General features: G+C 44.3%; 21 protein-coding genes. 4 read left to right on the forward strand and 17 right to left on the reverse strand.

Annotated features, from left to right (window positions below; all coding sequences use genetic code 11):
- Nucleotides 1-13 precede the first annotated feature (13 nt).
- Nucleotides 14-871, reverse strand: coding sequence for a sterol desaturase family protein (locus R7P72_RS01680; protein ID WP_005373167.1), 858 nt, complete (start codon nt 869-871; stop codon nt 14-16).
- Nucleotides 872-878: 7 nt separating this feature from the next.
- Nucleotides 879-1889, reverse strand: a complete 1011-nt coding sequence (locus R7P72_RS01685) for a DUF2804 domain-containing protein (protein WP_005373170.1) — start codon at nt 1887-1889, stop codon at nt 879-881.
- 305 nt (nt 1890-2194) lie between these two features.
- Between R7P72_RS01685 and gdhA the strand changes: the two genes are divergently transcribed.
- Complete coding sequence (gene gdhA / locus R7P72_RS01690; protein ID WP_005373174.1) at nt 2195-3547, forward strand: NADP-specific glutamate dehydrogenase; 1353 nt, start codon at nt 2195-2197, stop codon at nt 3545-3547.
- Between the two features lie 76 nt (nt 3548-3623).
- Here gdhA and R7P72_RS01695 read toward each other — a convergent pair whose 3' ends face one another.
- The 3 genes from R7P72_RS01695 to R7P72_RS01705 all read right to left on the reverse strand — a co-directional run bounded on the left by R7P72_RS01695 (nt 3624) and on the right by R7P72_RS01705 (nt 7509).
- Complete coding sequence (locus tag R7P72_RS01695; protein ID WP_005373176.1) at nt 3624-4091, reverse strand: OsmC family protein; 468 nt, start codon at nt 4089-4091, stop codon at nt 3624-3626.
- A gap of 99 nt (nt 4092-4190) precedes the next feature.
- Nucleotides 4191-6548: an ATP-binding protein gene (locus R7P72_RS01700; RefSeq protein WP_005373178.1), complete on the reverse strand. Its 2358-nt coding sequence runs from the start codon at nt 6546-6548 to the stop codon at nt 4191-4193.
- Complete coding sequence (locus tag R7P72_RS01705) at nt 6541-7509, reverse strand: cytochrome-c peroxidase (RefSeq protein WP_005373180.1); 969 nt, start codon at nt 7507-7509, stop codon at nt 6541-6543. Before R7P72_RS01705 ends, R7P72_RS01700 begins: the two co-directional genes overlap by 8 nt.
- Before the next feature lie 498 nt (nt 7510-8007).
- On the opposite strand from R7P72_RS01705, the gene R7P72_RS01710 reads away from it, so the two are divergent.
- Together R7P72_RS01710 and R7P72_RS01715 are read left to right on the forward strand one after the other, a co-directional pair.
- Entirely contained in the window at nt 8008-9384 is a 1377-nt protein-coding gene (locus R7P72_RS01710; protein WP_213907007.1) for an NfeD family protein, read from the forward strand.
- 10 nt (nt 9385-9394) lie between these two features.
- Entirely contained in the window at nt 9395-10177 is a 783-nt protein-coding gene (locus R7P72_RS01715) for a slipin family protein (RefSeq protein ID WP_005373196.1), read from the forward strand.
- Nucleotides 10178-10218: 41 nt separating this feature from the next.
- Here the strand turns inward: R7P72_RS01715 and R7P72_RS01720 are convergent, their stop codons facing one another.
- Nucleotides 10219-10653, reverse strand: coding sequence for a globin (locus tag R7P72_RS01720; RefSeq protein ID WP_005373198.1), 435 nt, complete (start codon nt 10651-10653; stop codon nt 10219-10221).
- A 243-nt stretch (nt 10654-10896) separates the two neighbouring features.
- Here R7P72_RS01720 and R7P72_RS01725 point away from each other — a divergent pair, with 243 nt between their 5' ends.
- Complete coding sequence (locus R7P72_RS01725) at nt 10897-11553, forward strand: nitroreductase family protein (protein ID WP_005373200.1); 657 nt, start codon at nt 10897-10899, stop codon at nt 11551-11553.
- 96 nt (nt 11554-11649) lie between these two features.
- Here the strand turns inward: R7P72_RS01725 and choV are convergent, their stop codons facing one another.
- The 11 genes from choV to R7P72_RS01780 form a co-directional block, all read right to left on the reverse strand.
- Nucleotides 11650-12828 carry a choline ABC transporter ATP-binding protein gene (gene choV, locus R7P72_RS01730; RefSeq protein ID WP_005373202.1) on the reverse strand — a complete coding sequence of 393 codons (1179 nt, stop codon included), beginning with the start codon at nt 12826-12828 and terminating at the stop codon, nt 11650-11652.
- Nucleotides 12829-12830: 2 nt separating this feature from the next.
- Nucleotides 12831-13673, reverse strand: a complete 843-nt coding sequence (gene choW / locus R7P72_RS01735; RefSeq protein WP_005392552.1) for a choline ABC transporter permease subunit — start codon at nt 13671-13673, stop codon at nt 12831-12833.
- A gap of 77 nt (nt 13674-13750) precedes the next feature.
- Nucleotides 13751-14689 (reverse strand): choline ABC transporter substrate-binding protein, encoded by a 939-nt coding sequence (locus R7P72_RS01740; RefSeq protein WP_213907006.1) that lies wholly within the window; start codon nt 14687-14689, stop codon nt 13751-13753.
- Between the two features lie 36 nt (nt 14690-14725).
- Nucleotides 14726-16441, reverse strand: coding sequence for a choline dehydrogenase (gene betA / locus R7P72_RS01745; protein ID WP_005373209.1), 1716 nt, complete (start codon nt 16439-16441; stop codon nt 14726-14728).
- A 180-nt stretch (nt 16442-16621) separates the two neighbouring features.
- A complete protein-coding gene (gene betB / locus R7P72_RS01750) occupies nt 16622-18082 on the reverse strand; it encodes a betaine-aldehyde dehydrogenase (RefSeq protein ID WP_025767886.1) in 1461 nt (486 codons plus the stop codon).
- 18 nt (nt 18083-18100) lie between these two features.
- Nucleotides 18101-18700 carry a transcriptional regulator BetI gene (betI, locus tag R7P72_RS01755; protein WP_031778820.1) on the reverse strand — a complete coding sequence of 200 codons (600 nt, stop codon included), beginning with the start codon at nt 18698-18700 and terminating at the stop codon, nt 18101-18103.
- Nucleotides 18701-19305: 605 nt separating this feature from the next.
- Nucleotides 19306-21327 carry a diguanylate cyclase gene (locus R7P72_RS01760; RefSeq protein ID WP_411912895.1) on the reverse strand — a complete coding sequence of 674 codons (2022 nt, stop codon included), beginning with the start codon at nt 21325-21327 and terminating at the stop codon, nt 19306-19308.
- Nucleotides 21328-21789: 462 nt separating this feature from the next.
- Nucleotides 21790-22548: an SDR family oxidoreductase gene (locus R7P72_RS01765; protein WP_005373217.1), complete on the reverse strand. Its 759-nt coding sequence runs from the start codon at nt 22546-22548 to the stop codon at nt 21790-21792.
- A 9-nt stretch (nt 22549-22557) separates the two neighbouring features.
- Nucleotides 22558-23454 carry a 3-hydroxyisobutyrate dehydrogenase gene (mmsB, locus tag R7P72_RS01770; protein ID WP_213907005.1) on the reverse strand — a complete coding sequence of 299 codons (897 nt, stop codon included), beginning with the start codon at nt 23452-23454 and terminating at the stop codon, nt 22558-22560.
- A gap of 19 nt (nt 23455-23473) precedes the next feature.
- The gene (locus R7P72_RS01775) at nt 23474-24604 is read right to left on the reverse strand and encodes an enoyl-CoA hydratase/isomerase family protein (protein ID WP_005373222.1); all 1131 of its coding nucleotides are present in this window, start codon (nt 24602-24604) and stop codon (nt 23474-23476) included.
- Nucleotides 24605-24614: 10 nt separating this feature from the next.
- Nucleotides 24615-25391: an enoyl-CoA hydratase gene (locus tag R7P72_RS01780; RefSeq protein WP_005373224.1), complete on the reverse strand. Its 777-nt coding sequence runs from the start codon at nt 25389-25391 to the stop codon at nt 24615-24617.
- Between the last annotated feature and the right edge of the window lie 9 nt (nt 25392-25400).

The following is a 25400-nucleotide window of genomic DNA, read 5'->3' on the forward strand; positions in this document are numbered from 1 at the left end:
TCTTTATCTCAATTTACTCATAAAAATCCGATGGCGGAGCGAACAAACGGCGGCAGCGTTGTTTCCATGATAAGTTTGGTCGAGTTACGTCATAAAACATGTCTTTCCATTCTGCAAACGTCACGCGGATGGGATTAAAGCTGTTTACAGGTTTAGAAACCCCATACCGAACCGTTTCCACCTCTGGTTCAAACGTTCCGAACATTCGATCCCAAATAATTAATACACCCGCATAATTTTTGTCGATGTACTGACGGTTCACACCATGATGAACGCGATGATGAGACGGCGTGTTAAATACCCACTCTAGTGGCCCGAGCGAACGAATTGATTGGGTGTGAACAAAAAACTGTAAGCCCAGATTAAACAACACAACGAAGACAACCCATTTTGGCTCAAAACCAATAATCACCAAGGGCAACCAAAAAATCCACATCCCCGCTAGCGGATACATTAAACTTTGACGAAAGGCGGTACTGAAGTTCATTCTTTCCGAACTGTGATGAACAACGTGCGCGGCCCACATCCAACGAATACGATGGCTAGCCCGATGAAACCAGTAATAGAAAAAATCTTGCAGGACAACAAGTAAAAGAAAAGCTGAGACGCTCATTTCGATATCAAACAAACGCCAATCGAACCACCACAAATACAACTGAGCAATCAGTAAACCCGTGAGTATGTCTGTCGCTTGGTGTAAGCCCGCAAGAACAAAATTACACGCTACTTCAGGGAAGTAATACGTCGCGCTTTCAGGCAAGCGTCCCCTTCTTTGTCCGAACCAATATTCGGCAAGCATGCAGAAAAAGAAAACTGGAGCCAGAATCATCAGAAGTAATTCTGGGCGGTCCATCAACTGCGTCCAATCCATTGTGTTTCTACCATTTTGCATAGTGATCTTCAGTAAGACCCATAACTTCTTCTAACTGATGTTTGATGCCATTTCCATCGATAATATAGCCAGAGAAATAACCGATGTACTGACGAAAGTTACTTTTGAGAAGCCAAAAATTTTTCTTCTCTGAGCGTCGATTCAAAGGCGTGAACTGTAAGTTAACTCGTTTATCTTCAGACGTAATATGCCACTTTTGCCCTTCATCACTTCGTGAAAACTGAAACTGCACAGGTTGCAAAAAGTGACGCTGACCATTAATCCACAATACATTTTCGCAATAGCCAGTTTCATTAACGCCAGCTGCCAAGTTCAACCCCAGACGCCTGTCATCCTCAAAGCAATTGATACTCGCCCAGCGCCAACTTGTTTCTCGCCGCATGTACCCAGCGGAAAAATCGTAACCAGCAGCCACCTCTGAAAGATCTTGCTCTTTTCCTAATATGAACAAGTTACCGTCTACTGCTAACGCATTGTGCTTCTGAGTATATGTCCAACCCGCATAACCTGTTGGCGTACACAACATTAATGGCAAACTCATGTTTTCTGGACGTAAATAGAGATCCGCATTGACTGACTCTGTCACAAAGTGGACGTGCCAAATACCATCCTTAATAGAAAACTGAATTCTTTTGTTAGCAAGATGGGCAAGACTGCACCAACTGGAAGGCTGAGTTTGATAACCTATATTAAAAGGTTTCAACCATTGTTGCTCAATCAACTTATTCTTTTTAATATCAAACAGGTAGCAAAAGCCGGATGCTAAATACCGTATATCAGCAATCGCTACTCCAATGACGTAATCAGGTGTGACCAAATTGACGAACTGAAACTGCTTATAATCGCGGTAACGGCGCCACTTAGACACTGGCTTATCCATCTCATCGAGGTAAGTAAATTTATCTAGCTGTAACGATGTTGGAATTCTATCAAGGTGGCCAAACGCTGGTAGACCATTCTGCTGAATAAACGAGTTCAGAACCTTAAGCTCATCCATATAGTTGTCTTTTCACAAGTTATCACACACCAAAACTTTAACATGACGTTAACATAAACAATTTGCGTAACTGCACAACAACATCGACTAAAGTGATTTCTGCTTGTTATATGTGAAACTGATCACTCAACCACCCGCTTACTTAGCTCGCCCTACCTATCTCAACCAACACTGCCTGGGTTAGAAGCTGCACATTCTCATCCGCAGGAAAGACCACTACAACCATTGAATCTTGGTCAAAATCACTATTTAATGGAAATAAATTCATATAAACTGATTGCTTATTCACATCAAGGAAGAAATCTATGTCATACATACACGATACTATTGTTGCGTTGCAACACAGTAGCCCTGCGCAAAAAGAATTTTACCAAGCGGTAGAAGAAGTATTAACTTCTCTCGCGCCGGTAATAGAAGGCAATAATAAATATAAGGAACAAGCGATTATCCAGAGGATCGTCGAGCCAGAACGTCAAATCATGTTTCGAGTTCCTTGGGTTGATGATGCTGGAAATGTACAAGTAAACAAAGGTTATCGAGTTGAATTCAACTCTGCTTTGGGGCCGTACAAAGGAGGATTGAGATTCCATCACTCAGTCAATGCGAGCATCATAAAATTTCTCGGCTTTGAGCAAATCTTTAAAAACGCACTGACTGGCCTTCCTATCGGTGGCGGCAAAGGCGGTTCAAACTTCGATCCTAAAGGAAAATCCGACGGCGAGATCATGCGATTTTGCCAATCATTTATGAACGAGTTGTACCGTCACATCGGTCCTACCACCGATGTTCCCGCAGGCGATATCGGCGTCGGGGCGCGCGAAATTGGCTATATGTTTGGTCAATACAAACGATTGACGGGGCGCTACGAAGGTGTGCTTACAGGCAAGAGTCTTCTTTGGGGTGGATCACTCGCCAGAAAAGAAGCGACAGGATATGGCGCCGTCTATTTTGCAGAATGCATGCTCAACGACCGCAACGATTCATTGAAAGGGAAAACTTGCCTCGTTTCTGGTGCTGGCAACGTGGCTATCTACGCCATTGAAAAACTGTACCATATGGGAGCAACGCCGGTTACATGCAGCGACTCTCGAGGTACGATCTATCATGAGCACGGTATTGATCTTAAGCTCCTAAAACAACTGAAAGAAGTGAAAAGAGCAAGCTTAGAAGAATATTTAGAAACTTACCCTGAAGCAGAATACACACCAGAGGGCGACTATCCTAATGAAGGACATGCTGTTTGGCGATATCAGGCTGATGCTGCCTTCCCTTGTGCGACTCAAAATGAATTAACGTCAGACGACGCACTGGCTCTTATCGAAAACGGATGTATTTTGATTAGTGAAGGGGCGAACATGCCAACCACCCGTGATGCTGCCAATATTATCGTGGACTCGGACATAGCTTATGGGCCTGCCAAAGCAGCCAATGCAGGCGGCGTTGCAACCAGTCAACTTGAAATGGCGCAAAACGCCAGCATGCAAAACTGGACGTTTGAACAAGTGGATAGTCAGTTGCAAACCATCATGAAAAATATTTTCATCAATGCAAACGAAACCAGTAAAGAGTTTGGCCAACCTGGAAATTTAGTTTTAGGCGCCAACATTGCAGGCTTTAGAAAAGTCGCTGATGCAATGATTGAGCAAGGTGTCGTCTAGATGAACGAGCCAGCAGGATGACTGCTGGCTTAATATAACTCCGCAATAGGCCGCGCTTTTTGATAAAGAGCTCCACTTAATTCGCAATAAGCGTTGTCACTTCTGTTTTAACGGAGTTGGCGATAAAGCAATTCTCATGGGCCATGTGGTGCAGTTTTTCTAATTGAGATGGTGTCGGTTGTTTTTCACCTGAAAATGTTATCTTAGGGTTTAACGTTACCTTTGATACCCACTCTTTTCCGTTTTCGCCTTTTTCAAGCTCCCCTACCGCTTCATCTAAGTAACTGTCCACAACGTAACGCCGCTTTGCTGCAATAGACAAGAAAACGAGCATATGACAACTAGAAAGTGCCGCGACAAACGCTTCTTCTGGATCAACATTTTCTTCTACGGATAGTGGTAATGGTACTACGTGGGGAGATGGAGATGCTGGGACTTGCAACCCTCCATCAAATTGCCAAATGTGTGCCCTACTATACTTATTATCACTAAACTCTTCGCCAGCTTTACGATGCCATTTGATTAAAGCGGAATGCTTACTCATTCTAACTCCCTGATTTTCCGACGACGAATCAACACTATCCGTCCTTGCCACAGTAAACCACAACAAAATGAGTTAAGGAAAGCATCGCACTCACAGGGACTATAAAATCTGTTGAGGATCGGCATTGTTCTTCTGGATATCATCCAAAAGTCTATGAGACTGATGGATGTTGACCTGTAACCGATTGATCAGCATCTGCAACTGCTCAATCTCGGGACTTTGGTTGGCTTTAAGTTGAGTTTCCAGGGCCTCCGTTTGGCTCGCCAAAATAGGTAAACTTAGGTTCAGTGCCATCCCTTTCGTTTTGTGCAACGTCAGCTCTAATGAAGCAAAGTCTTCAGCCATAAAGTATTCAATAAGTTCATCAACAGAAGTCTCAAAATCGACAATAATGCTTTTTAGCAACTCGTCGAGCGCTTCTGGCTCATCTCGTAAAGAAGTAAACATGCCTGAACGGGAGAGTTCTTCCTCTGTTAACCTTAAGTTCTCGATTGGCTTACGTTGCAATTGAAGCACATTGCTGTCACTCGTTAGTGGCGGATTCTGTTTCGGTTCGAGTCTGGCGGCAAACTGTTTGAGAGCGTCTGAAAAGCTCTCATGCTGTAGCGGTTTCGTAAGCACATGGTCTGCTCCTGCTTCGATAAAGCTATCGTGAGCTTCACGAAATACGTCTGCCGTGTACGCAAAGAGTAATGTCTTGATACCTAACTCTTGTCGGATAACGCGTGTCGCCTCAACGCCATTCATCTCGGGCATATGGTTGTCCATCAAGATCAGGTCGTACTCGTTCTCTTTCGCCTTTTTAACCGCGATTAATCCATTTTCTGCAACATCCACTTCATGCCCAAGCTTTTCGCAAAACCCTTTTGCCACAATGGCATTCACACGGTTATCATCAGCAAGTAGTATCTTGAAATGGTGTGATTTTGCGCGAGGTTTCGGTGCTTCTTGCTGCTTTTTCGGAGCAGATTCTACCCAAGGAATCGGCAACTCAACGATAAATTGACTTCCAACGCCTTCTATACTCTTCAGAGTAATATGGCCACCCATCAAATCGGTTAGTTTTTTGACGATGGCTAACCCAAGCCCTGTTCCGCCGAACCTTCGAGTCGTTGATGAGTCTGCTTGCTCAAACGAGTTAAAAATATGCTCGTGCTTGTCTGGCGCAATACCAATACCGGTGTCGCTCACGCGCATGACCAACAACTGATTCGATTCATCTAACTCAGTTCTAACCAGCACATGCCCTTCATTGGTAAACTTCACCGCGTTACCGGCGAGATTAAACAAGATCTGTCGTAAACGCGCACAATCTCCAGTAAATTCAGTATATTCAGAAACCTCGTTTTCCAAGATTAACTCGATATTTTTTTCATCAACAAGTGGTTTTATTGCGCTACACACCGGAGAAAGCACTTGATCGAGCTTAAACTTAGCTTGCTCAAATTCCAGTTTGTTTTCTTCAACTTTAGAAAAATCCAAAATATCGTTGAGGATAGTCATCAGATGCTGGCCAGAATCAAGAATAACCCTAATATGCTCTTTCGTCGTCGGCTCTTTGGTCTCTTCTGCAATCATTTGAGAAAGCCCTAGTACACCATTCATCGGCGTCCTTAGTTCGTGACTCATTGCAGCGAGAAAATTTGATTTCGCTTTTGCCGCTCGCTCGGCTTTGTTTCTCGCCTCTTCAATTTCAAGATTCAACTGTTTTAAGTTATGCATTCGGTGATGTGACTGATAAACAAACGCGCTAACTAGAAACATCACCGCGATAAATACAAACAACCACGTAAAACGCGCCTCACTTTGAGCAATATTGAGTAACCGATGCTCTGAGCTTTCGACAAACTCAATATAAGTGTGATCAAGCAGTTCATTCGTCAGCAATTCAATTCTTTTATCACTCGTTTGAAGCCGTTTAAGGAAGTTCGCTTCTTTTTCACTCTCAACTTCAGTTTGTGTTAGAAGCAACTGGTTGAGAAATTCAAAATAACGACTGCCACCCAATGATTGACCGCTCTCGGTAGAAACCTCTTGCTGATATAAATTGAACAACATGAGTAATGCATACCGATTTTCTACCTGAACACCAATTAACATATCAAGCTTCAACGTTGTTTGAAGCACTCGCTCCTTAAACTGTTCAAGCGTATCCCTAACTTTTATACGATTGGGTGTCACGGGAAACCAAACTGATGCCTTTGATGATTCCAACAGTGCCTGTGCTGCGATTTCTATCTCTACTAAAGATGTTGTTAACTCATAGTTTTTCCTATCTTCAACGGCATATCGGTTCACGATAACATCACGCTCTTCAATCAACTCATGTCCGATATTCATTAGCCCTGCATGAAATTCTTGAGCGTTTTTTGAATTCATATACGACATATACGCCAGTGTGCAGCACGTCAGTATCCCAATAAAAAAGCAAAAGTTGATCAGTTTGAATTTATTCATTTTCCAACACCTCTAAAATTATGGGTCTAGGTGCTGTCAACGACTGCAAGAATGCTTCAATGTCCGCGACATTCTCATCGTTCATCGTTATACCGAGCTGGGTTTTAGCCATGATTTGTATCGCGTCGGATAACTTATCGACTTGCCCATTATGAAAATAAGGACTCGTTAGCGCGACATTGCGTAAACTGGCTACTCTAAAATAGAATCGCTCTTCATCTTCTATCGTAACGAGTTGCCGGCCCGAGTCCTCTACTACTGGCTTATCCTTGAAATAGGCGAACCTTTGGATCATCGCTCCGCCGATATTTTTGCCCTGATGACACTGCACACAACCTGAAGTCTGAAATGTTTTCCAACCTCTGATTTGCTGTTCACTCAGTACATGCGTGTAACCCAATAAGTAAGCATCGAATGGTGCGCCAGGCGTCTGCAGCCCTTCAACAAACTCCACAATAGCGGACTTGATATTATGAACGTTAATCGGCAATTCATCGTCACGACTAAATAGCGCTTGATAATGTTCACTCTCTTTTACATATTGCTCTATTGTTTGCCAGTTTGAGTCCATTTCCATTGGATTATGGATTGGACCATCAATCTGAGCCATCAAGGTGTTTTCCGTTCCATCCCATAAAAAACGATAATTTAACGCCGCATTAAACACTGTTATAGAATTTCTAATTCCATCACCTTTCACCCCCGTAGAGACTGGTGTATTTTCAGCGCCATTGGTTTGCAGATTGTGGCATGTCGCGCAGCTGACATTACCATTTGACGATAATTGAGGATCGCGGAAGAGATGCCAGCCAATTCTCGCTAGCTTAATATCCACATTAGGATCACCCTGTATGGGCTGAACTAGGGAGATATCACCTAACATCTTCGCGTTTCTTGCGGTTGTTGTTTGGCTCAAAATGAGTGTTACAACAGCTAGTGCGATTGCGCTGAATTGCCTCATCAACTACATACCTTAAACTTGTTATTGATATGAATTTAGTTGCATTTTGGCGTTTTTTCCACCGACAGGAAGTTGAAAAAACGAGTTAAGTATTGCTTTGTTTAAGGCTTTGGTTGAAGAGGGAGTAATAAGGCGAATAGGAAGAAACCTATCGCCTTATGAGTAGCTAACGTATTGAAATCTGAGTTTAGTGTAGAAAAGCCAAAAACCGTTGAAACCAAGTCACCTCTCCATACGAGATCAGATCGAAAATAGTAAAGAATACGGCACAGATAACGGCCAACTTAATCAAACGCTGAACAATAAACATAAACATCACAATTACCAATAATTTGCTTTAGTTTACTATCTCACACAGCGTTTATATATAAAAAAGTAGTCTCCTAATTAGCCTCGGCAACTTATTCATTAGAACCTATACTCAAGCATCTCTAAGTTATTTGGATATACTTGAATTAGGATTTCAAAAAGTCCCTGTGACCACACAAGGAGGACTGCATGAAACGACTATGGATATGGTTCTTACCTTTACTCTTGATTGCCAGTCAAGCACTGGCGAATACCGTTTGGATTGTTCCTGTCAAAGGCGCTATAGGGCCTGCTACTAGCGACTATTTATCTCGTGAAATAGAAGAAGCTCAACTAAACGGTGTCAGTTTAGTGATCTTAGAGATGGACACACCAGGCGGCTTAGATAGCGCAATGCGAGATATTATTCACGCGATTACCACCTCCTCGACTCCCATTGCGACTTGGGTCGGCCCATCTGGTTCTAGATCCGCCAGTGCCGGAACATACATCTTGCTCGCTAGTCACGTAGCCGCCATGGCTGAAGCGACAAACCTCGGAGCTGCAACGCCCGTCGCGTTAGGTGGTGCGCCTCAACCTCCTTCATCGGATGATGGCAAAGATCAAAACGCGGAAGAAACGCCAGAAGGAACCAACGAAAGCTCAGAAAAAGTTCCCGCTAAAACCGCAATGGAGAAAAAGGTAATTAACGACGCCAAAGCCTACATTAAAGGCTTAGCAAAACTTCATGGACGAAATGCAGAATGGGCAGAGAAAGCAGTAAGCGAGGCGGCGAGCTTGGATGCAACAGAAGCATTAGAATTAAACGTGATCGATTACATCGCCAATTCGCCAGAGGACTTAGTCAAAGCCATAGATGGGCAAACTGTTAAAGTAAACAATCGCACTGTGACATTGTCACTTGAAAATCCAACATGGGTTGAAAGAACGCCAGATTGGCGAGCAGAAATGTTAGCCGTTATCACCAATCCAAACGTTGCCTACATTCTAATGCTCATCGGCATCTACGGTTTACTTCTTGAATTTTACAACCCAGGAATTGGCTTACCCGGTGTGCTAGGTGGGATTTGTCTGCTTCTTGCCATGTACGCACTACAAATGATGCCCGTCAACTACGCAGGTCTTGGTCTGCTGTTACTCGGTATTGCACTAATGATAGCGGAAGCATTCAGCCCGAGCTTTGGTATTTTGGGCTTAGGCGGCGTTGTCGCCTTTGTTCTCGGTTCAATATTTCTCATGGACAGTGAGTTACCAGGATTCCAGGTCGCCCTTCCTTTGATTTTTGGTATTGCCATATTTTCCGTAGCTCTAATCGTGCTGACTGTCGGCCTGCTGCTTAAAATTCGTCGCCGGCGTGTAACGACGGGTTTAGAGACATACCCTGGGAAGGTCGCCGTGGTAAGCGATGACTTTATCGATGGCGAAGGACGCGTTCAACTCAACGGTGCGTTATGGCGAGCTAAAGCCAAAGACCATCAACAATTCAAACAAGGTGATCACGTCACCATTGTTAATGTTAAAGGGCTGACCTTAACTGTGATGCCTGATGACCGCCAAAATAAATAGGAGGCGCTTTATGATGCTCTATACCGTTGCGGTGATCGTGGTGCTGCTGTTCGCACTAGCGACCCAAATGTTCAAGGTTTTGAGAGAATACGAACGTGGGGTTGTGTTCTTTCTTGGTCGATTTCAAGAAGTCAAAGGACCTGGTTTGATCATCCTTATCCCATTTATTCAGCAAATGGTGAGGGTTGATTTACGTACTGTCGTTTTGGATGTGCCGACACAAGATTTAATTACCAAAGATAACGTTTCTGTGCGCGTCAACGCAGTCGTTTATTTTCGCGTAGTCGATCCTCAAATGGCGATTAACAATATTGAAAGCTACAGCGATGCTACCAGCCAGCTAGCACAAACCACGCTGCGCTCGGTATTGGGTCAGCATGAACTCGATGAATTGCTATCAGAGCGAGAACGCCTCAATAAGGATTTACAATCCATTCTCGATCAACAGACTGATGACTGGGGAATCAAGATTGCTACGGTTGAAGTCAAACATGTTGATTTAAATGACAGCATGGTCAGAGCCCTAGCCCGTCAGGCAGAAGCAGAACGTAACCGTAGGGCGAAGATCATTCACGCTACTGGTGAGTTAGAGGCTTCAAATAAATTAAAAGAAGCAGCGCAAATGCTCAACGAAGCACCGAATGCACTGCAATTACGTTACATGCAGACACTCACTGAAATCACTACAGACAAAACATCCACTATTATTTTTCCAATGCCGATCAATCTTGTCGAAGCTGTCAGTGATATCGCCGAAGCGGTGAAAAAGAATAAAGAGACACAAGATAAGTAAGGTTCTGACCCTAGGAAGTAACGACCACTCACGTTACTTCCTTATTTGGTACTCGCTTTAAGGAAGTGCCCATCTTCTTTATCACATTCTTGTTTCATTACTTCTAAGCCCGTTTTAAAGCATGTTCGCCAAGCGGTTTCAACATCGGCATCGTACCCGGAATCACACTGTCGAACCGTTTCTAACAAACTCTCAAGCCAAACATCAAAATCCTGCGGCTCTATACCAATATCTGCACTTGCATGCTTTTTCCCATACTTTTCCACCATTTTGTGCGCTTCGGTCGAGGTATCTGCCATCATAAAAAATACGATAGACCCTCTAAGCATTCTCACTTGTTGGTGCATGTCTATACCATCAAACTTCTGTCTAAAGTTGGCGCTTTTCGACCATAAATTTTTGTAGAACAAGTCGAAAAACTCCTGATCTGAAGTACAACGTTCATAGCTATCATTAAAAACTTCAATCACGTTCATGTTGCTTTCCCCTACGCCTTAATATGAGTTTAATTTAATATCAAATAAAAGCTTCCAAATAAGGACTTTTAAGTTTCAAACCGATCAACCCACATCGATTTTCAACAAAAAGTAAAAAGTGATTTAAATAAACACCCTCTTATCAATGAAAAAATATCCATTATCATGACCCCATATTCGAGGTACGCATGGTTGTCGATGCTAGTGCATCCTCATCTGTCATCACATAAAGAGGATATAAACGTGTCCCATCAAATCATTACCGATCTAAATAGCCGTTACACTGCAAAAAAATATGATGAAACCAAGCGCGTTTCTCAAGAAGACATGGCGATAATCAAAGAAGCACTGCGTTTGTCGGCGTCTTCTATCAATTCACAACCATGGAAATTCATCGTTATTGAAAGTGATGAAGCGAAGCAACGTTTCCACAATACGTTTGCAAATATGCATCAGTTTAACCAACCACACGCGAAAGCCGCATCACATACGATTCTGTTTGCTTACGATCCTAAATTTACTAAAGAGAAATTTGCGAAGCGTGTGGATGCAGAAGTAACATCTGGCCACTTGCCAGCGGAGATGTACAACAACTTTATGGGTGCTTACGCTTTTGCCGATGCAAATACGGACGAAAATGGCTTCAACGGAAACTGGACAAAAGCACAAGTCTATTTGGCACTAGGCAACCTACTACACACATTGGCACGACTAGGCATTGATTCAACACCGATGGAAGGTGTCGATCCGGCTCTGATTGGAGAAGAGTTTAAAGAAGAGCTCGAGGGCCATATTTGTGAAGTTGCGCTGGCGATTGGCTACCATAAAGATGGGGAAGATTACAATCATGGTCTTCCAAAAGCACGCCTTGCAATGGATGAGGTAATTACGACTCTATAGTCGACCATTGTCTTAGCTTAGCGACTTAACTCATTGTTTAAACTAAAAAGAGCCGCATTAATGTGCGGCTCTTTTTTACTTGGTTCTGCGTCAACGTTACGCAACTTGCTCTGACTTAAAATTACCAAGCAATGCATCGTAAAGCTCATTGTCGCTTAACACACCAACCAGATTATTATCTTCAACCATAAGCAGAGGCTGATTGCTGCGCTGTTTAAGTTCAATCGCTTCTCGCATACTGATTTCTGGGCTAACCTGAACCAGAGAGTTTTCATTAACTTCATCAAGGTTCGAAGAATCGCTCTTCCATTGAATCAACGATTTACCTTTATCCGCTAAACTTAACCCCTTGCTCTCTTGTATCACCCAAATATCTTTATCAGGGCAAATCAGAACACGCGTATCTTCGCGAACCAAATCGTCACGCATTAAGGAACGTCCCTTCAGCACATTTAATGGATTAGTGTGAGCAACAAAGTCCGCCACATAATCGTTTTCTGGAGCAAGAATGATCTGTTCTGGCTTGCCATGTTGAATCAGCTTTCCTGATTCCATAATGGCGATGTTGTTGCCGATTTTAAGCGCCTCATCCAAGTCGTGACTCACAAAAAGAATGGTTTTGTTTAGCTTTTCTTGCAGCAGAATCAATTCATCTTGAAGCTGAGCACGAATCAATGGGTCAAGCGCTGAAAACGGCTCATCCATTAACAAGATATCTGTGTCCATCGCGAACGCTCGCGCTAGGCCAACACGCTGCTGCATACCACCAGAGAGCTCGTGCGGGAATTTCGTTTCCCACTCAGACAAACCGACCATTTCGAGCTGTTCACGCGCTTTTTTACGGCGCTCAGCTTTACCAATGCCTTGCATCTCTAGACCAAACGCTACATTGTCTAACACCGTTAACCATGGCATCAATGCAAACTTCTGAAACACCATGGACACGCGGTGCGTACGAAGGTGGCGCAGCTTCTGTTCGTCACAGTTAGAGAGCTCAACCATATCGTCGCCATCTTTGATTTTCAGAGAGCCACGAGAAATATCGTTCAATCCGTTAACCGTTCGCAGCAAACTTGATTTACCCGAGCCCGAAAGCCCCATCAAGACACAGATCTCACCCTGTTTCACGTTCAGCGAAACATTATCAACCCCAACCACTTGGCCAGTTTCATCAATGATTTCTTGTCGAGACTTCCCTTGATCTAGTAGTGCTAGCGCCTGTGCTTGTTGCTGACCAAAAACGACATCAAGATTTTTAATAGTAATAGCGTCCATGATTATGCCTCCTTCTGGTTTGGTGCTTTACACAAGCGATCAAGAATGATGGCAACGAGTACAATCGCTAAACCCGCTTCAAAACCTTGTGAAATGTTTACCGTATTCAGTGCACGTACGACTGGCTTACCAAGCCCATCAGCACCAACAAGCGCCGCAATGACAACCATAGACAAAGACAACATAATACATTGCGTAACGCCAGCCATAATACTTGGCAATGCCGCAGGTAACTCCACCTTAAACAGTAGCTTCATGCGGCTGGCACCAAATGCTTTACCCGCTTCAAGTAGCTCCTCCGGCACTTTAATAATGCCGAGGTACGTCAATCGAATTGGCGCAGCGATAGCGAAAATGATGGTCGAGATTAGACCAGGGACAATACCTAAGCCAAACAGAACCAAGGTTGGAATTAGGTAAACGAATGTCGGTACGGTCTGCATCAAATCGAGTATTGGCCGCAACAAGGTGTATAACCAAGGACGGTGCGCCGCCATAATGCCCAACGGCACGCCAATTAATACGGAAATCGTTGTCGCTGCAAACACAAGGACAAAGGTTTCCAGCATTTCTTGCCAGTAACCAAGGTTGAGAATTGCGAGTAAGGCCAACACGATAAATACGACAAGAGGAATGCTGCGATGTAAGAACCAAGCAATTGCCGCCGTCATAATGATTGGCGCTGCAGGTGGCATCCATTTAAAAATGTCCACCACGAAAAGAATGATCGTTTCAAGTGTAATAGAGATTGCATCGAAAAAACCCGATGCATTGATGGTTAACCAATCGACGCCAGTTTCCATCCATTGGCCCAACGGTAGTTTGTTGTCCGTAATAAAATTCAAAATAAAACCTTTGTGTTAATGAAGCGGGCAAAACTCTGCCCACTTTCTTTTAAAAAAACGAGCTCAAATACTGCTTATTAAGCGTTTGTTTTTAAGTAGTTTGTAATAGCTGTTAGCGCATCTTGGCCATCTACCGTTTTCACGCCCTCTAGCCACGCTTCAATTTGCTCTTGGTTTGCATTCAACCATGCTTGCGCTGCTTTTGATGGCTTCTGTTTCTGGTTAAGAATCGCTTCCATCAGTTCATTTTCCATTTCTAGGTTAAACTCTAGATTTTTCACTAGCTGACCTACATTTGGACACTCAGCGAGGTAATTTTTACGTACGTTTGTGTAGACGTTCGCGCCGCCGTAGTTAGGACCGAAGAAGTCATCACCACCCGCTAGATATTCCATTTCAACGTTACTATTCATTGGGTGCGGCGCCCAACCTAGGTACACAATCCATTGATTGCGGCGTGCGGCACGTGATACTTGAGACACCATGCCAGCTTCACTGGACTCAACTAGGCTGAAATCTTTTAGGCCGAATGCGTTACTATCAATCATTGACTGAATTAAGCGGTTGCCATCGTTTCCAGGTTCAATGCCGTAAATGCGGTCTTTAAATTTGTCGGCATGTTTTACTAGGTCAGCGAAGTTGGTTACGCCTGCGTCATAAACGTATTTTGGAACCGCTAGCGTGTACTTTGCGCCAACGAGGTTCGCGCGTACGGTTGCAACAGTACCTGCATCACGGTATTTCGCGATATCACCTTCCATCGTTGGCATCCAGTTACCTAAGAAAATGTCGATATCGCCATTAGCCATAGAGGAGTAAGTTACAGGCACAGACAGAAGATCAGTCTTCGTTTTGTACCCCAACCCTTTAAGTAACTCTGATGTAACGGCAGTGGTCGCTGTGATGTCAGTCCAACCTACATCTGCGAAACGAACCGTTTCACATTGGTTGGCGTAAGCGCCTGTTGCTAAAGTACTTAGTGCAATTGTTGAGAAGCTTTTTGTCATCTTAGACATGTTGAATTCCTTGTAATGATTACTGACTTTTTCATTTTATGAGATCGAATCGAGATCTCTTTTTGGCGGATGCATTCGTTGCATCTCTTGCCAGTCCGGTGCAATCCAAACTGGTACGTTGTTCGACGTTTCTAGGGCGTTATCCAAAATCATGTCCGCGGCGCGTTCTGCCACCATAATCGTTGGCGCATTTAAATTACCGTTCGGAATGGTTGGGAAAATAGAAGAGTCCACCACACGCAAGCCTTGAATACCGCGTACTTGGCATCGCTCATTTAAGACGGCTAATGGGTCATTATCTGCGCCCATTTTGCAGGTACAAGATGGATGGTAAGCACTCTCGACGTTTTGCTTCACCCATTCATCAATCTGTTCATCCGTTGTGATGTTCAGACCGGGTTGGATCTCATCCCCACGAAACTCATCCATGGCTGGCTGATTGAGGATCTCGCGAGTAAGGCGAATACAATCACGCCAATCCTGCTTATCTTGTTCAGTGGAAATGTAGTTAAACTCAATCTTCGGCTTATCATTCGGATTCGCAGAGACAACTTCGACCGACCCGCGACTTTCTGGCTTGTTAGGTCCAACGTGCACTTGGAAACCATGACCATCAAAAGCAGCTTGCCCGTCATAACGCATTGCCGCTGGCAAGAAATGATATTGAATATTTGGCCACTTTAGCCCTTCTCGAGAGCGGATAAATGCACACGATTCAAAGTGGTTAGTCGCACCAAGGCCTTTGCGAGTTAATATCCACTCAGTGCCAATCAAGCCCTTGCTCACCAAACCTAATTTGCTGTTGAGCGTGATAGGTTGTTTACAGTGATATTGGAAGTACACTTCTAAGTGATCTTGCAGGTTTTTACCTACTCCCTCCAACGAGTGTTTCACCTCAATGCCCGCTTTTTCTAGTACTGCCTTAGGGCCAATGCCTGAAAGCTGCAACAGCTGAACGGAGCCAACCGAACCCGCACTCGAAATCACTTCATTATTCGCAAAACATTGCTGAATTGAACCTGACTTTTCAAATTCAACGCCTACCGCTTTCTTACCTTCTGCACCAGTTTCTTCTAATAAAACTCGATGAACCGTCACCCTCTTCATTAGGGTGAAGTTTTTACGTTTTTTAGCGCGGCTTAAGTATGCATTAGAGGTCGAAGCGCGTACGCCTTTGTCGACCGTCATATGCATTGGGCCAAAGCCCTCTTGCTGATAGCCGTTGTAATCTTTTGTTTCTGGGTAGCCCGCTTCTTTGCCTGCATCAATAAAAGCTTGGTACAGTGGATTGAGCTTCATATCGTTGCCGTTACATGTGCCGACTGGACCGTGATCGCCCCGATATTCATCAGCACCACCAATCCAAGACTCTGCTTTACGGAAATAAGGCAAACACGACTGATAGTTCCAGCCTTTCGCGCCTTCCTCTTCCCACTGGTCAAAGTCACAAGCGTGTCCGCGAACGTAAACCATGCCGTTGATGGATGAGCTACCACCCAGAACTTTTCCGCGAGGGCAATGAAGTTGACGGCCATCCAACCCTTGCTCTTCAACCGTCTCAAACTGCCACGCGTATTTTTCAGTGTTCATCGGGTAAGAAAGCGCTGTTGGCATTTGGATAAAAATACTTTTATCCGACCCACCCGCTTCGAGTAAAAGGACCGAATTTTGACCACTTTCACTTAAGCGATCCGCTAACACACAGCCGGCCGAACCCGCACCGACGATGATGTAATCGTAGTGTTGTTGCATTTTTATTCTCCTAGGAGTTAATACTAATCACCGTAGATAAGTGAACGAAATTAGCGTAGGAAAAATGCTTGAGAACAAGGCGGAAATTTTGATAAGTAGTTAACCTACAATCAAAATTGACAACGTAGTTATCGAGCATTTTAACAAGCTAAAGTGGTCAGTTATCTACTACGATTGGTATCATTTGTAAGGGCTTTCGAAGTCGCTTAGCTGAACAAGAACACTCTTCGTTTGTGTGTAGTGCTTAAGGGTTTCGACTCCGTTTTCACGGCCAACACCTGATTGCTTGTAGCCGCCAACTGGCATTTCCGCAGGTGAGTCACCCCATGTGTTCACCCAACAAATACCCGCTTGAATTTGATGGATCACACGGTGCGCACGAGATAGGTTTTGAGTAAATACACCTGCCGCTAAGCCATAATCGGTGCCATTTGCACGCGCAATCACTTCCGACTCATCGCGGAATTTCAGGACTGACATTACCGGGCCAAAGATTTCTTGTTGAACGTGGCTCATGTCATCATCGCAATCGACAAATACGGTTGGAGCAACAAAGTTACCATTAGCTAGACCATTGTCTGTTACTTTGTAGCCGCCAGTCAGTAACGTCGCGCCACTCGCTTTCGCGGCTTCAATCGCTCCTAAAACTTTCGATTCATGATCTTTAGAGATTAGCGCGCCAATCTGCGTGTTCTCATCAAGCGGATCGCCGACGACTAACAGCTCGGTTCGGGCTTTAAGTTGTGCGATAAAGTCATCATAAATACCTTCATGGACAAATACGCGTGTACCGTGCGTACAAACTTCACCTTGGGTGTAGAAGTTCGCCACCATGGCCGCAGAAACGGCATCGTTTAACTTCGCATCATCAAAAATAATCAGCGGAGACTTACCACCAAGCTCCATCGTTACTTGTTTTAGTGTCTTAGCGCTGTCACTCATGACGACTTTACCGGTGCCTGACTCACCCGTGAATGACACTTTTGCGATATCAGGATGCGCCGTTAGCATCTGTCCTACTCGGTAATCCCCTTGCACGACATTAAATACGCCATCTGGCATGCCCGCTTCTGAATAAATTTCGGCGAGCTTAAGCGCCGTTAATGGTGTTTCTTCTGATGGCTTGAAGATCATTGCGTTGCCCGCAGCCAGTGCTGGCGCCGATTTCCACATCGCAATTTGAATTGGATAATTCCAAGCACCAATACCGGCGCAAATGCCCAATGGCTCACGACGTGTATAGAAAAACTGATCGTCGCTGAGTGGCTGCTGTTCACCTTGTAGACTTGGAGCAAGTCCCGCATAGTACTCAAGAACATCGGCACCTGTTGTGACATCAACCGCGATAGCTTCTTGAATTGGCTTACCAGTATCTGCCACTTCCAATGCAGCCAACTCGTCATTACGCTCACGTAAAATGGCAACGGCTTTGTGTAAAATACGGCTGCGCTCAATCGCAGTCATCGCCGACCATGCAGCAAAACCTTTTTTTGCCGATTCAATCGCTGCTTGAAGATCGTCTTGGTTCGCTTGTTTAATATTGGCCAATGGCTCACCATTCGCCGGATTGTAAGTGGTGAAGTGTTCATCTGAACACCCGTCGTACATCGCACCATTGATATAGTGTGCTTTCATTTCCATTTTGAAGACCTGTAACTTTTATATTTTTTCAGAATAAAACGTAAGTTGTTTTTCGAGATAATCGTTGATGATGATTCTCGCTCTTTCTGCATCAATGCCGTGCGGGTTGAGCGTTCCGCGCAGCCAAATTCCATCAATAAGTGATGCAATACCATGAGCAACCAATTCAGCCTGCTCTGCATTTAATAATGCTTTGAGTTCTTTTCTTAGATGGGACAATAGACGTCGTTCGTTGACACGCTGCAAACGCTTGAGCTGCTCGTCATGCATTGAGTACGACCAAAACGCCAGCCAAGTCTTAGCAACTTGGTTTTCTGCCTGATAGCCGACAAAGTTACCATCAATGATGGCGTTAATTCTTTGGTGATGAGCATCACTTGGCAGCTCACGTAACTTCTGTGTGATAGTGGACGAAAGCTGACGCAAGATTTCGCGCATCGTTTCCTCCAGCAATCCGTGCTTACCACCGAAATAGTGGTTGATAATCCCCGTTGATACACCGGCTTCTTTGCTGATTAACGAAATACTCGCCGCGTGTAAACCGACTCTATCAATCACTGACATTGTCGCTTTCACAAGCTGCGGTTTTCTGATTTCAGGCATCCCCACCTTTGGCATTTTGCGTCCCTGTTATTTTTAATTGAACGGTTAGTTAAATATAAAATGCCTGAAAATTAATTCGAACTCAAATTATTTTTAAAGAAAAATGTTAGTAAAAAAGGATGAAAAGTTGAGGGTGTACGAAAAATTGCTCGGTAAGAACTTGTCGGGATAACTAGATTTCAGTTTAAGAACAAACAAATAAAGCAATTAAAATCAAGTACTTAAATGTAGATCCATTTTTAAAACGATGATGAACGAGTTGATTTTTGAACAACAAAAATCTGTGCCACAAAAAAATTATATCGACCACTAATCATTTCACCTGTACATGGTTTGTTTGTACAAAGAATAGACACACTAGTTTGTTATAGTTTTGTAGACACAAGTGGCATTCGCACTTTGAAGGTGAAGGAGGCAAAAAGAGAGGTTATATTGAACGCCATGAATATGCGATTCGATATCCTTAAGCCATTTTTAAGTAATATCGCCAAGTGACTTTAAGATTTTAGATTCAGCGTTTTATATTCGAAGCAAGGATCTCAAAGTCACTTGGCTATCAAAGTAAATGGGAGGGATAAGTTCAGATTCATCGTGCGATGAGCCTGAACTTTTGATTTCTGTTACGCTAGCGAGCGACCTTTCACGCAGTTGCGTCCGTTCGCTTTCGCTTGATAAAGCAATTTATCGGCCTGATCGCAAAGTGATTTAAAGCTCATCTCATTATCTTCAGTGGTAACGACTCCAAAACTACAGGTCACTCTCACTTCTTCTTTCTGTTCCGTAACAAAGCAATGTAGGGATAAAGCGCTACGTAAACGTTCGGCAGTAATAAGGGCGTTTTCATGGTCTGTATTGGGCATAACAACAACAAACTCTTCACCACCAAAGCGAGCAACAATGTCGTTCTCACGTACAGTTTCCTCCAACACTTTGGCAACGCCCGTTAGTACGGTATCTCCAAACACATGCCCATAGGTATCATTTACCTGCTTGAAATAATCCACATCGATTAACGCTAAAGTTACTGGCCCCGATTGTGGTTTATTTGGCACCATTTTCTGTTTATCGAGTTTGCTATCTACCCATTTATTTAAAGCTAGATAACCGTACTTAACTTGCTCGACTTGCTCAAAAACAAAGTGTTGTATTTTTTCTTGCTTAGATTGAGGTACCGGTTTCTCTTTTCGCTCACGCCTCACTTCTACTGGCTTAGTGAACCAGTCCTCTAAAAAACCGCGATTGAACAACCCTGTCAATGTGTCTGTCTTTGCGAGGCGACGCATTCTCAAACGCGAGCGATTGACGACGAGAAATACTACCGCCATCAAAAATAGAACACCGATGAGCGCAAGTAGCGCTTCACCCAATAAGTAAAAAGTACGACGGTTATTTTCTAGCTCCATACGCTGCAAAACATTGTTCCAGTTGAGATCTTCGTTCTCATATTCAAGTCGTTCCAACTCAAATAACGTCTGCTGGCGCTCAAGATTTTCAACTTCTCTTTGATTGCTAAATTGGATAAATTTATCGTGATAGTTACCGTAAGTTTCGAATGCTAGTTTAAAGTCATTGCTTCCCGCATAGGCCATAGCGGCGACTTTTAGTAGCTCCATTTGCTGTTGCTTGACGTATCGACTCTCTATAATCTCCGGCAGCATTGGTGCGATCATCGCTAAAAGTATTTCAAATTGCTGCTGCTCTAACATATATTCGGCTTGTAACAACTTAAATGTTGCCAAATACGCGCTAGACGTTTCTCTGTACTGTAAATTCTCCGCCAGCTTCAAGTGGTTAACCATCTTCTTTTCTTGTTTCGTCTCGCGATATAAAGCTGCAAGTTCAAGGTTAACTCGAAATCTAAAGCGTCCATCACCGATAATTTGAGCCAGCTTTAACGCTCGCTGATATGACGGTATCGCCTCTTCGTATTGGAACTGTGCTTTATGAAGTTTCGCTATCGTCAAAACGCTCAACAACTCATTGAACGACATACGCCTATCCCTAAAATAGCGATATGCTTGTTCCAAAAGCGCCTCAGATCGGTCGTAACCCTGAATTTTGACAAGTACGTCACCTAGCTCTAGTGCTGCACGTTCGACCAGCCCGTGAACACCTGAAGATTCAGCCGCATCCATGGACGACATAAGTGCAGCATAGGATTTTTTAAACTCACCTTGCTCATCGTAATAGCGTCCTTTTAGCAACAGGATTTCTGATTCAAGTTGCTTATCACCATTCTCACGCGATGTTTCCAACAAGCTATCCAACGCAGAAAGCGCGGTATCGATATCGCTCTTTCCAACCATAGTTCGCATCTGAATCAACTTAAACAGGAGATACTCATGGCTCTGTGGACGCACAAGCTCCAATCCTTTTTGAACGACACTCTGACTCTCTTCTACGCGCCCTAGCAGCTCTAAAACCGTGGCCTTGGCAAGCCAGTAACGCACCAACAGCGCTGTTGGTTGGTTTTGTAGTAAAGACTCTTCTTCTAACGCTTCAATCAAAGCTAAAGAACTCTGAGGTAATGCGTAAATTTGATTTTCGATGCCTTCTAACGACTGTAAAAACTTACCTTCCTGTTCCACCTTTTCTGTGGAGGCCTGAACAGAAAAACACAGACACCCCAATAATAGCGGCATCGTCCTAAGCGAATGAAATAGTGACATTATTGCTCTTCCCTAATGGGTAGTTACTTCAGTGTAATTGAGAATTCTGATTATTTATTATTAAGACAACTGAAGGTTATTCAGTCAGCCTCATATTCCCATGTATTTTGCGCTGAATAATAAATCACCATCTTTAGATGCCGAAATAGTTTTCGGTTACAATATGACCAATAAGAATGTTTTTTACACACCAAGAATGACGATCTCGTTAGTGAGACAAAAGATCGTCTTAGTTGTGAGTTGATACATTTACATGACAAGCAATATAGAACTAACCATTCACATTAGAAATAGAATCCATTTTTATACCGTTCGATGAGATAGCAGTCGACCATGCATCCAATACATTTTTCAGATAGAAGCAATAAAAGAAAGGAGAAAATGGAAGGAAGCGGACAATCAAACTCGCTCCCCTTTTTTATGTTGCAGAAGGGGTTACATTCGCATTCCGCCATCGACTTCGAACACTCTTCCGGTCACGAATTCGTTGGTTAACACGTATTTTATGGTCGATGAAATTTCATCCGCCAAACCTAAACGTCCAACCGGAATCATTCCGATTAAACGTTCCATCGCTTCAGGTTTTATTTGGTCTGTCATGGCAGTTTTGATGACACCCGGAGCAATCGCCACTGAGCGAATTCCGAAACGCCCTAACTCTTTCGCCCACACCGTTGCCATGGTGGCTACCGCCGCTTTAGATGCTGAATAGTTGGTTTGACCAATATTCCCGGCACGCGCAACGCTGGATATGTTGATCAGAACCCCTTTGCTATCGGTGTTCAGCATTACCTTGCTCGCTTCACGGCCACACAGGAAAGTGCCTGTTACATTCACATCTAGAACAGACTGAAATTGTTCCAGCGACATCGTGTTAACCTGACCATCTTTGACTTTAATGAACATACCATCACGCATAATACCTGCGTTATTGATAACGCCATTGAGCTGCTTGAAATCTGCCTCAATTTGCTCAAAAGCAGTGCACACCTGCTGTTCGTCAGTCACGTTCGTCACATAAAAACGAGCGGTAACGCCGAGAGATTCACATTCCGCTTTCGTTTCAGCCAGTTGATCTGAATTGAGGTCGATAAGCGCAAGATGAACGCCATTTTCCGCCAGTGACAGTGCCATTTGTTTACCCAGCCCCTGCCCTGCCCCCGTGATCGCAATGACCTTATTTGCTAACTCCATAAGCGCTCCTTAGGCCTGATTTTGCTTTTGATAGAACTCAAACAAGCTTGAAAAATCTTTTTGCCCGTTGCCCTGACCGTTGTGAAAATTAAACAGATTACGAGCCAAGCTGCCCATTGGCGTTGATGTTTGACTGGCAACCGCCGCTTCCATCGCAAGACCCAGATCTTTAGCCATTAACTGGCTCATAAAGCCGCCTTGATAACCATTGCTTGCAGGCGTATTTTCCATCACACCTGGACAAGGGTTATAAAGCTCTAGCGCCCAGTTACGCCCTGAACTTTGCAACATGATGTCGGAAAGCACTTTGGGATCGAGTCCGTTTTCCATCCCTAAATTGAGTGCTTCACAGGTGCCGCTCATCAAAATGCCCAACATCATGTTATTGCAGATCTTCGCCACCTGACCAGCTCCAGCATCGCCCGCATGGAAGATGTTTTTACCCATGTGGCTAAGCACCGCTTTGGCTTGAACAAAGTTCTCTTGTGAGCCGCCAACAATGAAAGTTAACGTACCTGCTGCTGCGCCCGCAACGCCACCAGATACTGGTGCATCAACAAAACTGATACCAAGTTGCGATGCTTTTTCGCCAACCAAACGAGCAGTCGCCGGATCGATGGTGGATGAATCAATCAGCAAGGTGCCTGATTCGACGCTATCTAAGATGCCATCTTGACCAAGATAAACGCTTTGAACGTGTTGGCTCGCTGGCAGCATAGTGACAACCACCTCCACACCTTGTACTGCCTGCTGAACGGAATCGGCACTTGAAGCGCCCAATGCGGCCAACTCCTCAACTGCGCTTGGGTTCAAATCAAATACTTCGACATTCAAGCCCGCTTTGAGTAGATTCTTAGCCATAGGCGCACCCATGTTACCAAGGCCAATAAATGCAATTTTGTCCATATCGTATTTCTTCCTTGTACTAAAGTGCCGCTATAGCTACCGACGATGCGGTCAGTGGGTATTCTGCTGAGTCAATTGGCGAGAAGAAGCGCTCCAAAACTTGTGGCGTTACGTCAGAAACCGTGCGATGTTGCCAAGTCGGTTGATTGGTTTTATCAATAATCAGCGCACGAACCCCTTCTCTAAAATCACCTTCTAAGCCACAACGTAGTGTTAGGTTAAATTCCATATCAAAACACGCTTTCAAAGAGAGGCTTTGATACTGCGTTAACTGCTGATAAGTGATACTGAGCGACAACGGACTGCCATAGTTCAGTGACTTCTGCGCATTGACGAACCACTTGTTATCAACGCTAGCACGGCTGATTGCATCAACAATTGACGCTAAGTCACCCGAACATAACTGCTCAATCAATTCCGCATAGGGCATCAACATCCCTTCGGTTGGCTCGTCCACGTGTACCGAACGCAGCGTAGTGGCGATTTTTTCGTTGATGTTCGCTTCACCTTTCCAACTTACCGATGCAAGCAGATCCAGCAGCACTTGCTTGTTTTCTGGCTGTGCAATCCATTGGCTTAACCCCAACGCTTTCATATCTGTTGCGTTAATTTGACAAGCAGTCAAACTTAAGAACAGTGCCAAATGTTTTGGCAACTGGTTTAGGAAGTACGTCGCACCTACATCTGGGTAAAGGCCAATTTTAATCTCTGGCATTGCAAAGCGTGTGGTCGTTTCTGCAACGCGATGGCTGGCACCCATAAATAAGCCCACACCGCCGCCCATCAAATAACCATGTCCCCACGCGATGATCGGTTTTGGATAAGTATGAATAAGATGATCACAGCGATATTCGAGGTCAAAGAAGGTTTCCATCGCTGAAAACGCAGAATCAAAATCTTGCTCTTTGTTTTCAAGTGCACGATAGATCGCTTGAATATCTCCGCCAGCACAAAACGCTTTTTCACCTTGAGCATGCAAGAATACCGCGACGACGCTGTCGTCCGTTTGCCATTCACTAAGCTGTTTGTACAACTTCTCAATCATCACGTAACTCAACGCGTTGAGAGCAGCTGGATTATCAAGCTCTAGCACACCAATAATAGAGCCATCAGCGCACTTAAGTTTTGAAACATTTACTGTACCTGTCATTTGGCCTCCGCTAGCTGTTTGTCCATTGTGGCTTGCGCTTTTGCAAGAACGCATTCACACCCTCAGTCTGATCGTGTGTATTGAACAGCTGTAAAAACAGTTCACGCTCTAAAACCAATCCAGCTGCGTGAGTTTGGCTGCGTCGACCTTGAATTAGCGTTTTGCACGCAGACACAGATTTCGGTGATTGACCTGCAACACGCTGTGCTAGCTCCATAGCCGCTTCGAGTGCTTGACCTTTCGCCACCACCTCTTCGACTAACCCAATTTTTTCCGCTCGCTCGGCCGTCACACGCTCGCCACACAGGATCATACGCTTCGCCCAACCTTCACCTACCAACGCGGTCAGGTTTTGCGTCCCGCCCGCACACGGCAACAAGCCTACCGATGCTTCAGGAAGTGCCATTTGTACTTGTTCTTCTGCGATGCGAATGTCACACGCCATCGCCACTTCCAGACCGCCGCCCATCGCGTAACCATTAATCGCTGCGATAGAAACCCCATCGAATGCAGAAAGCGCTTCAAACGCTTCACCAAATGCGAACGCCATGTTTGCTGCTTGTGATTTATCACCCGATGCAAAGTTATTAAGATCTGCTCCAGCAGAAAAGAATTTCTCGCCTTCGCCTGTTAAAACCAACGCATAAATAGAGCGATCATTACTAAGTTCAATTGCCAACTCTTTTAGCTGATTCAAAGATTCAAGCGTCCAGGTGTTTGCTGGCGGGTTACTAATCGTGAGCTTGGCAATATGCGCTTCGCGCTCTAATTTGATTTGTGCCGTCATAATCTTTCA

Source organism: Vibrio sp. Vb0888 (genome assembly GCF_033338835.1).
GTDB classification, from domain to species: Bacteria; Pseudomonadota; Gammaproteobacteria; order Enterobacterales; family Vibrionaceae; genus Vibrio; species Vibrio alginolyticus.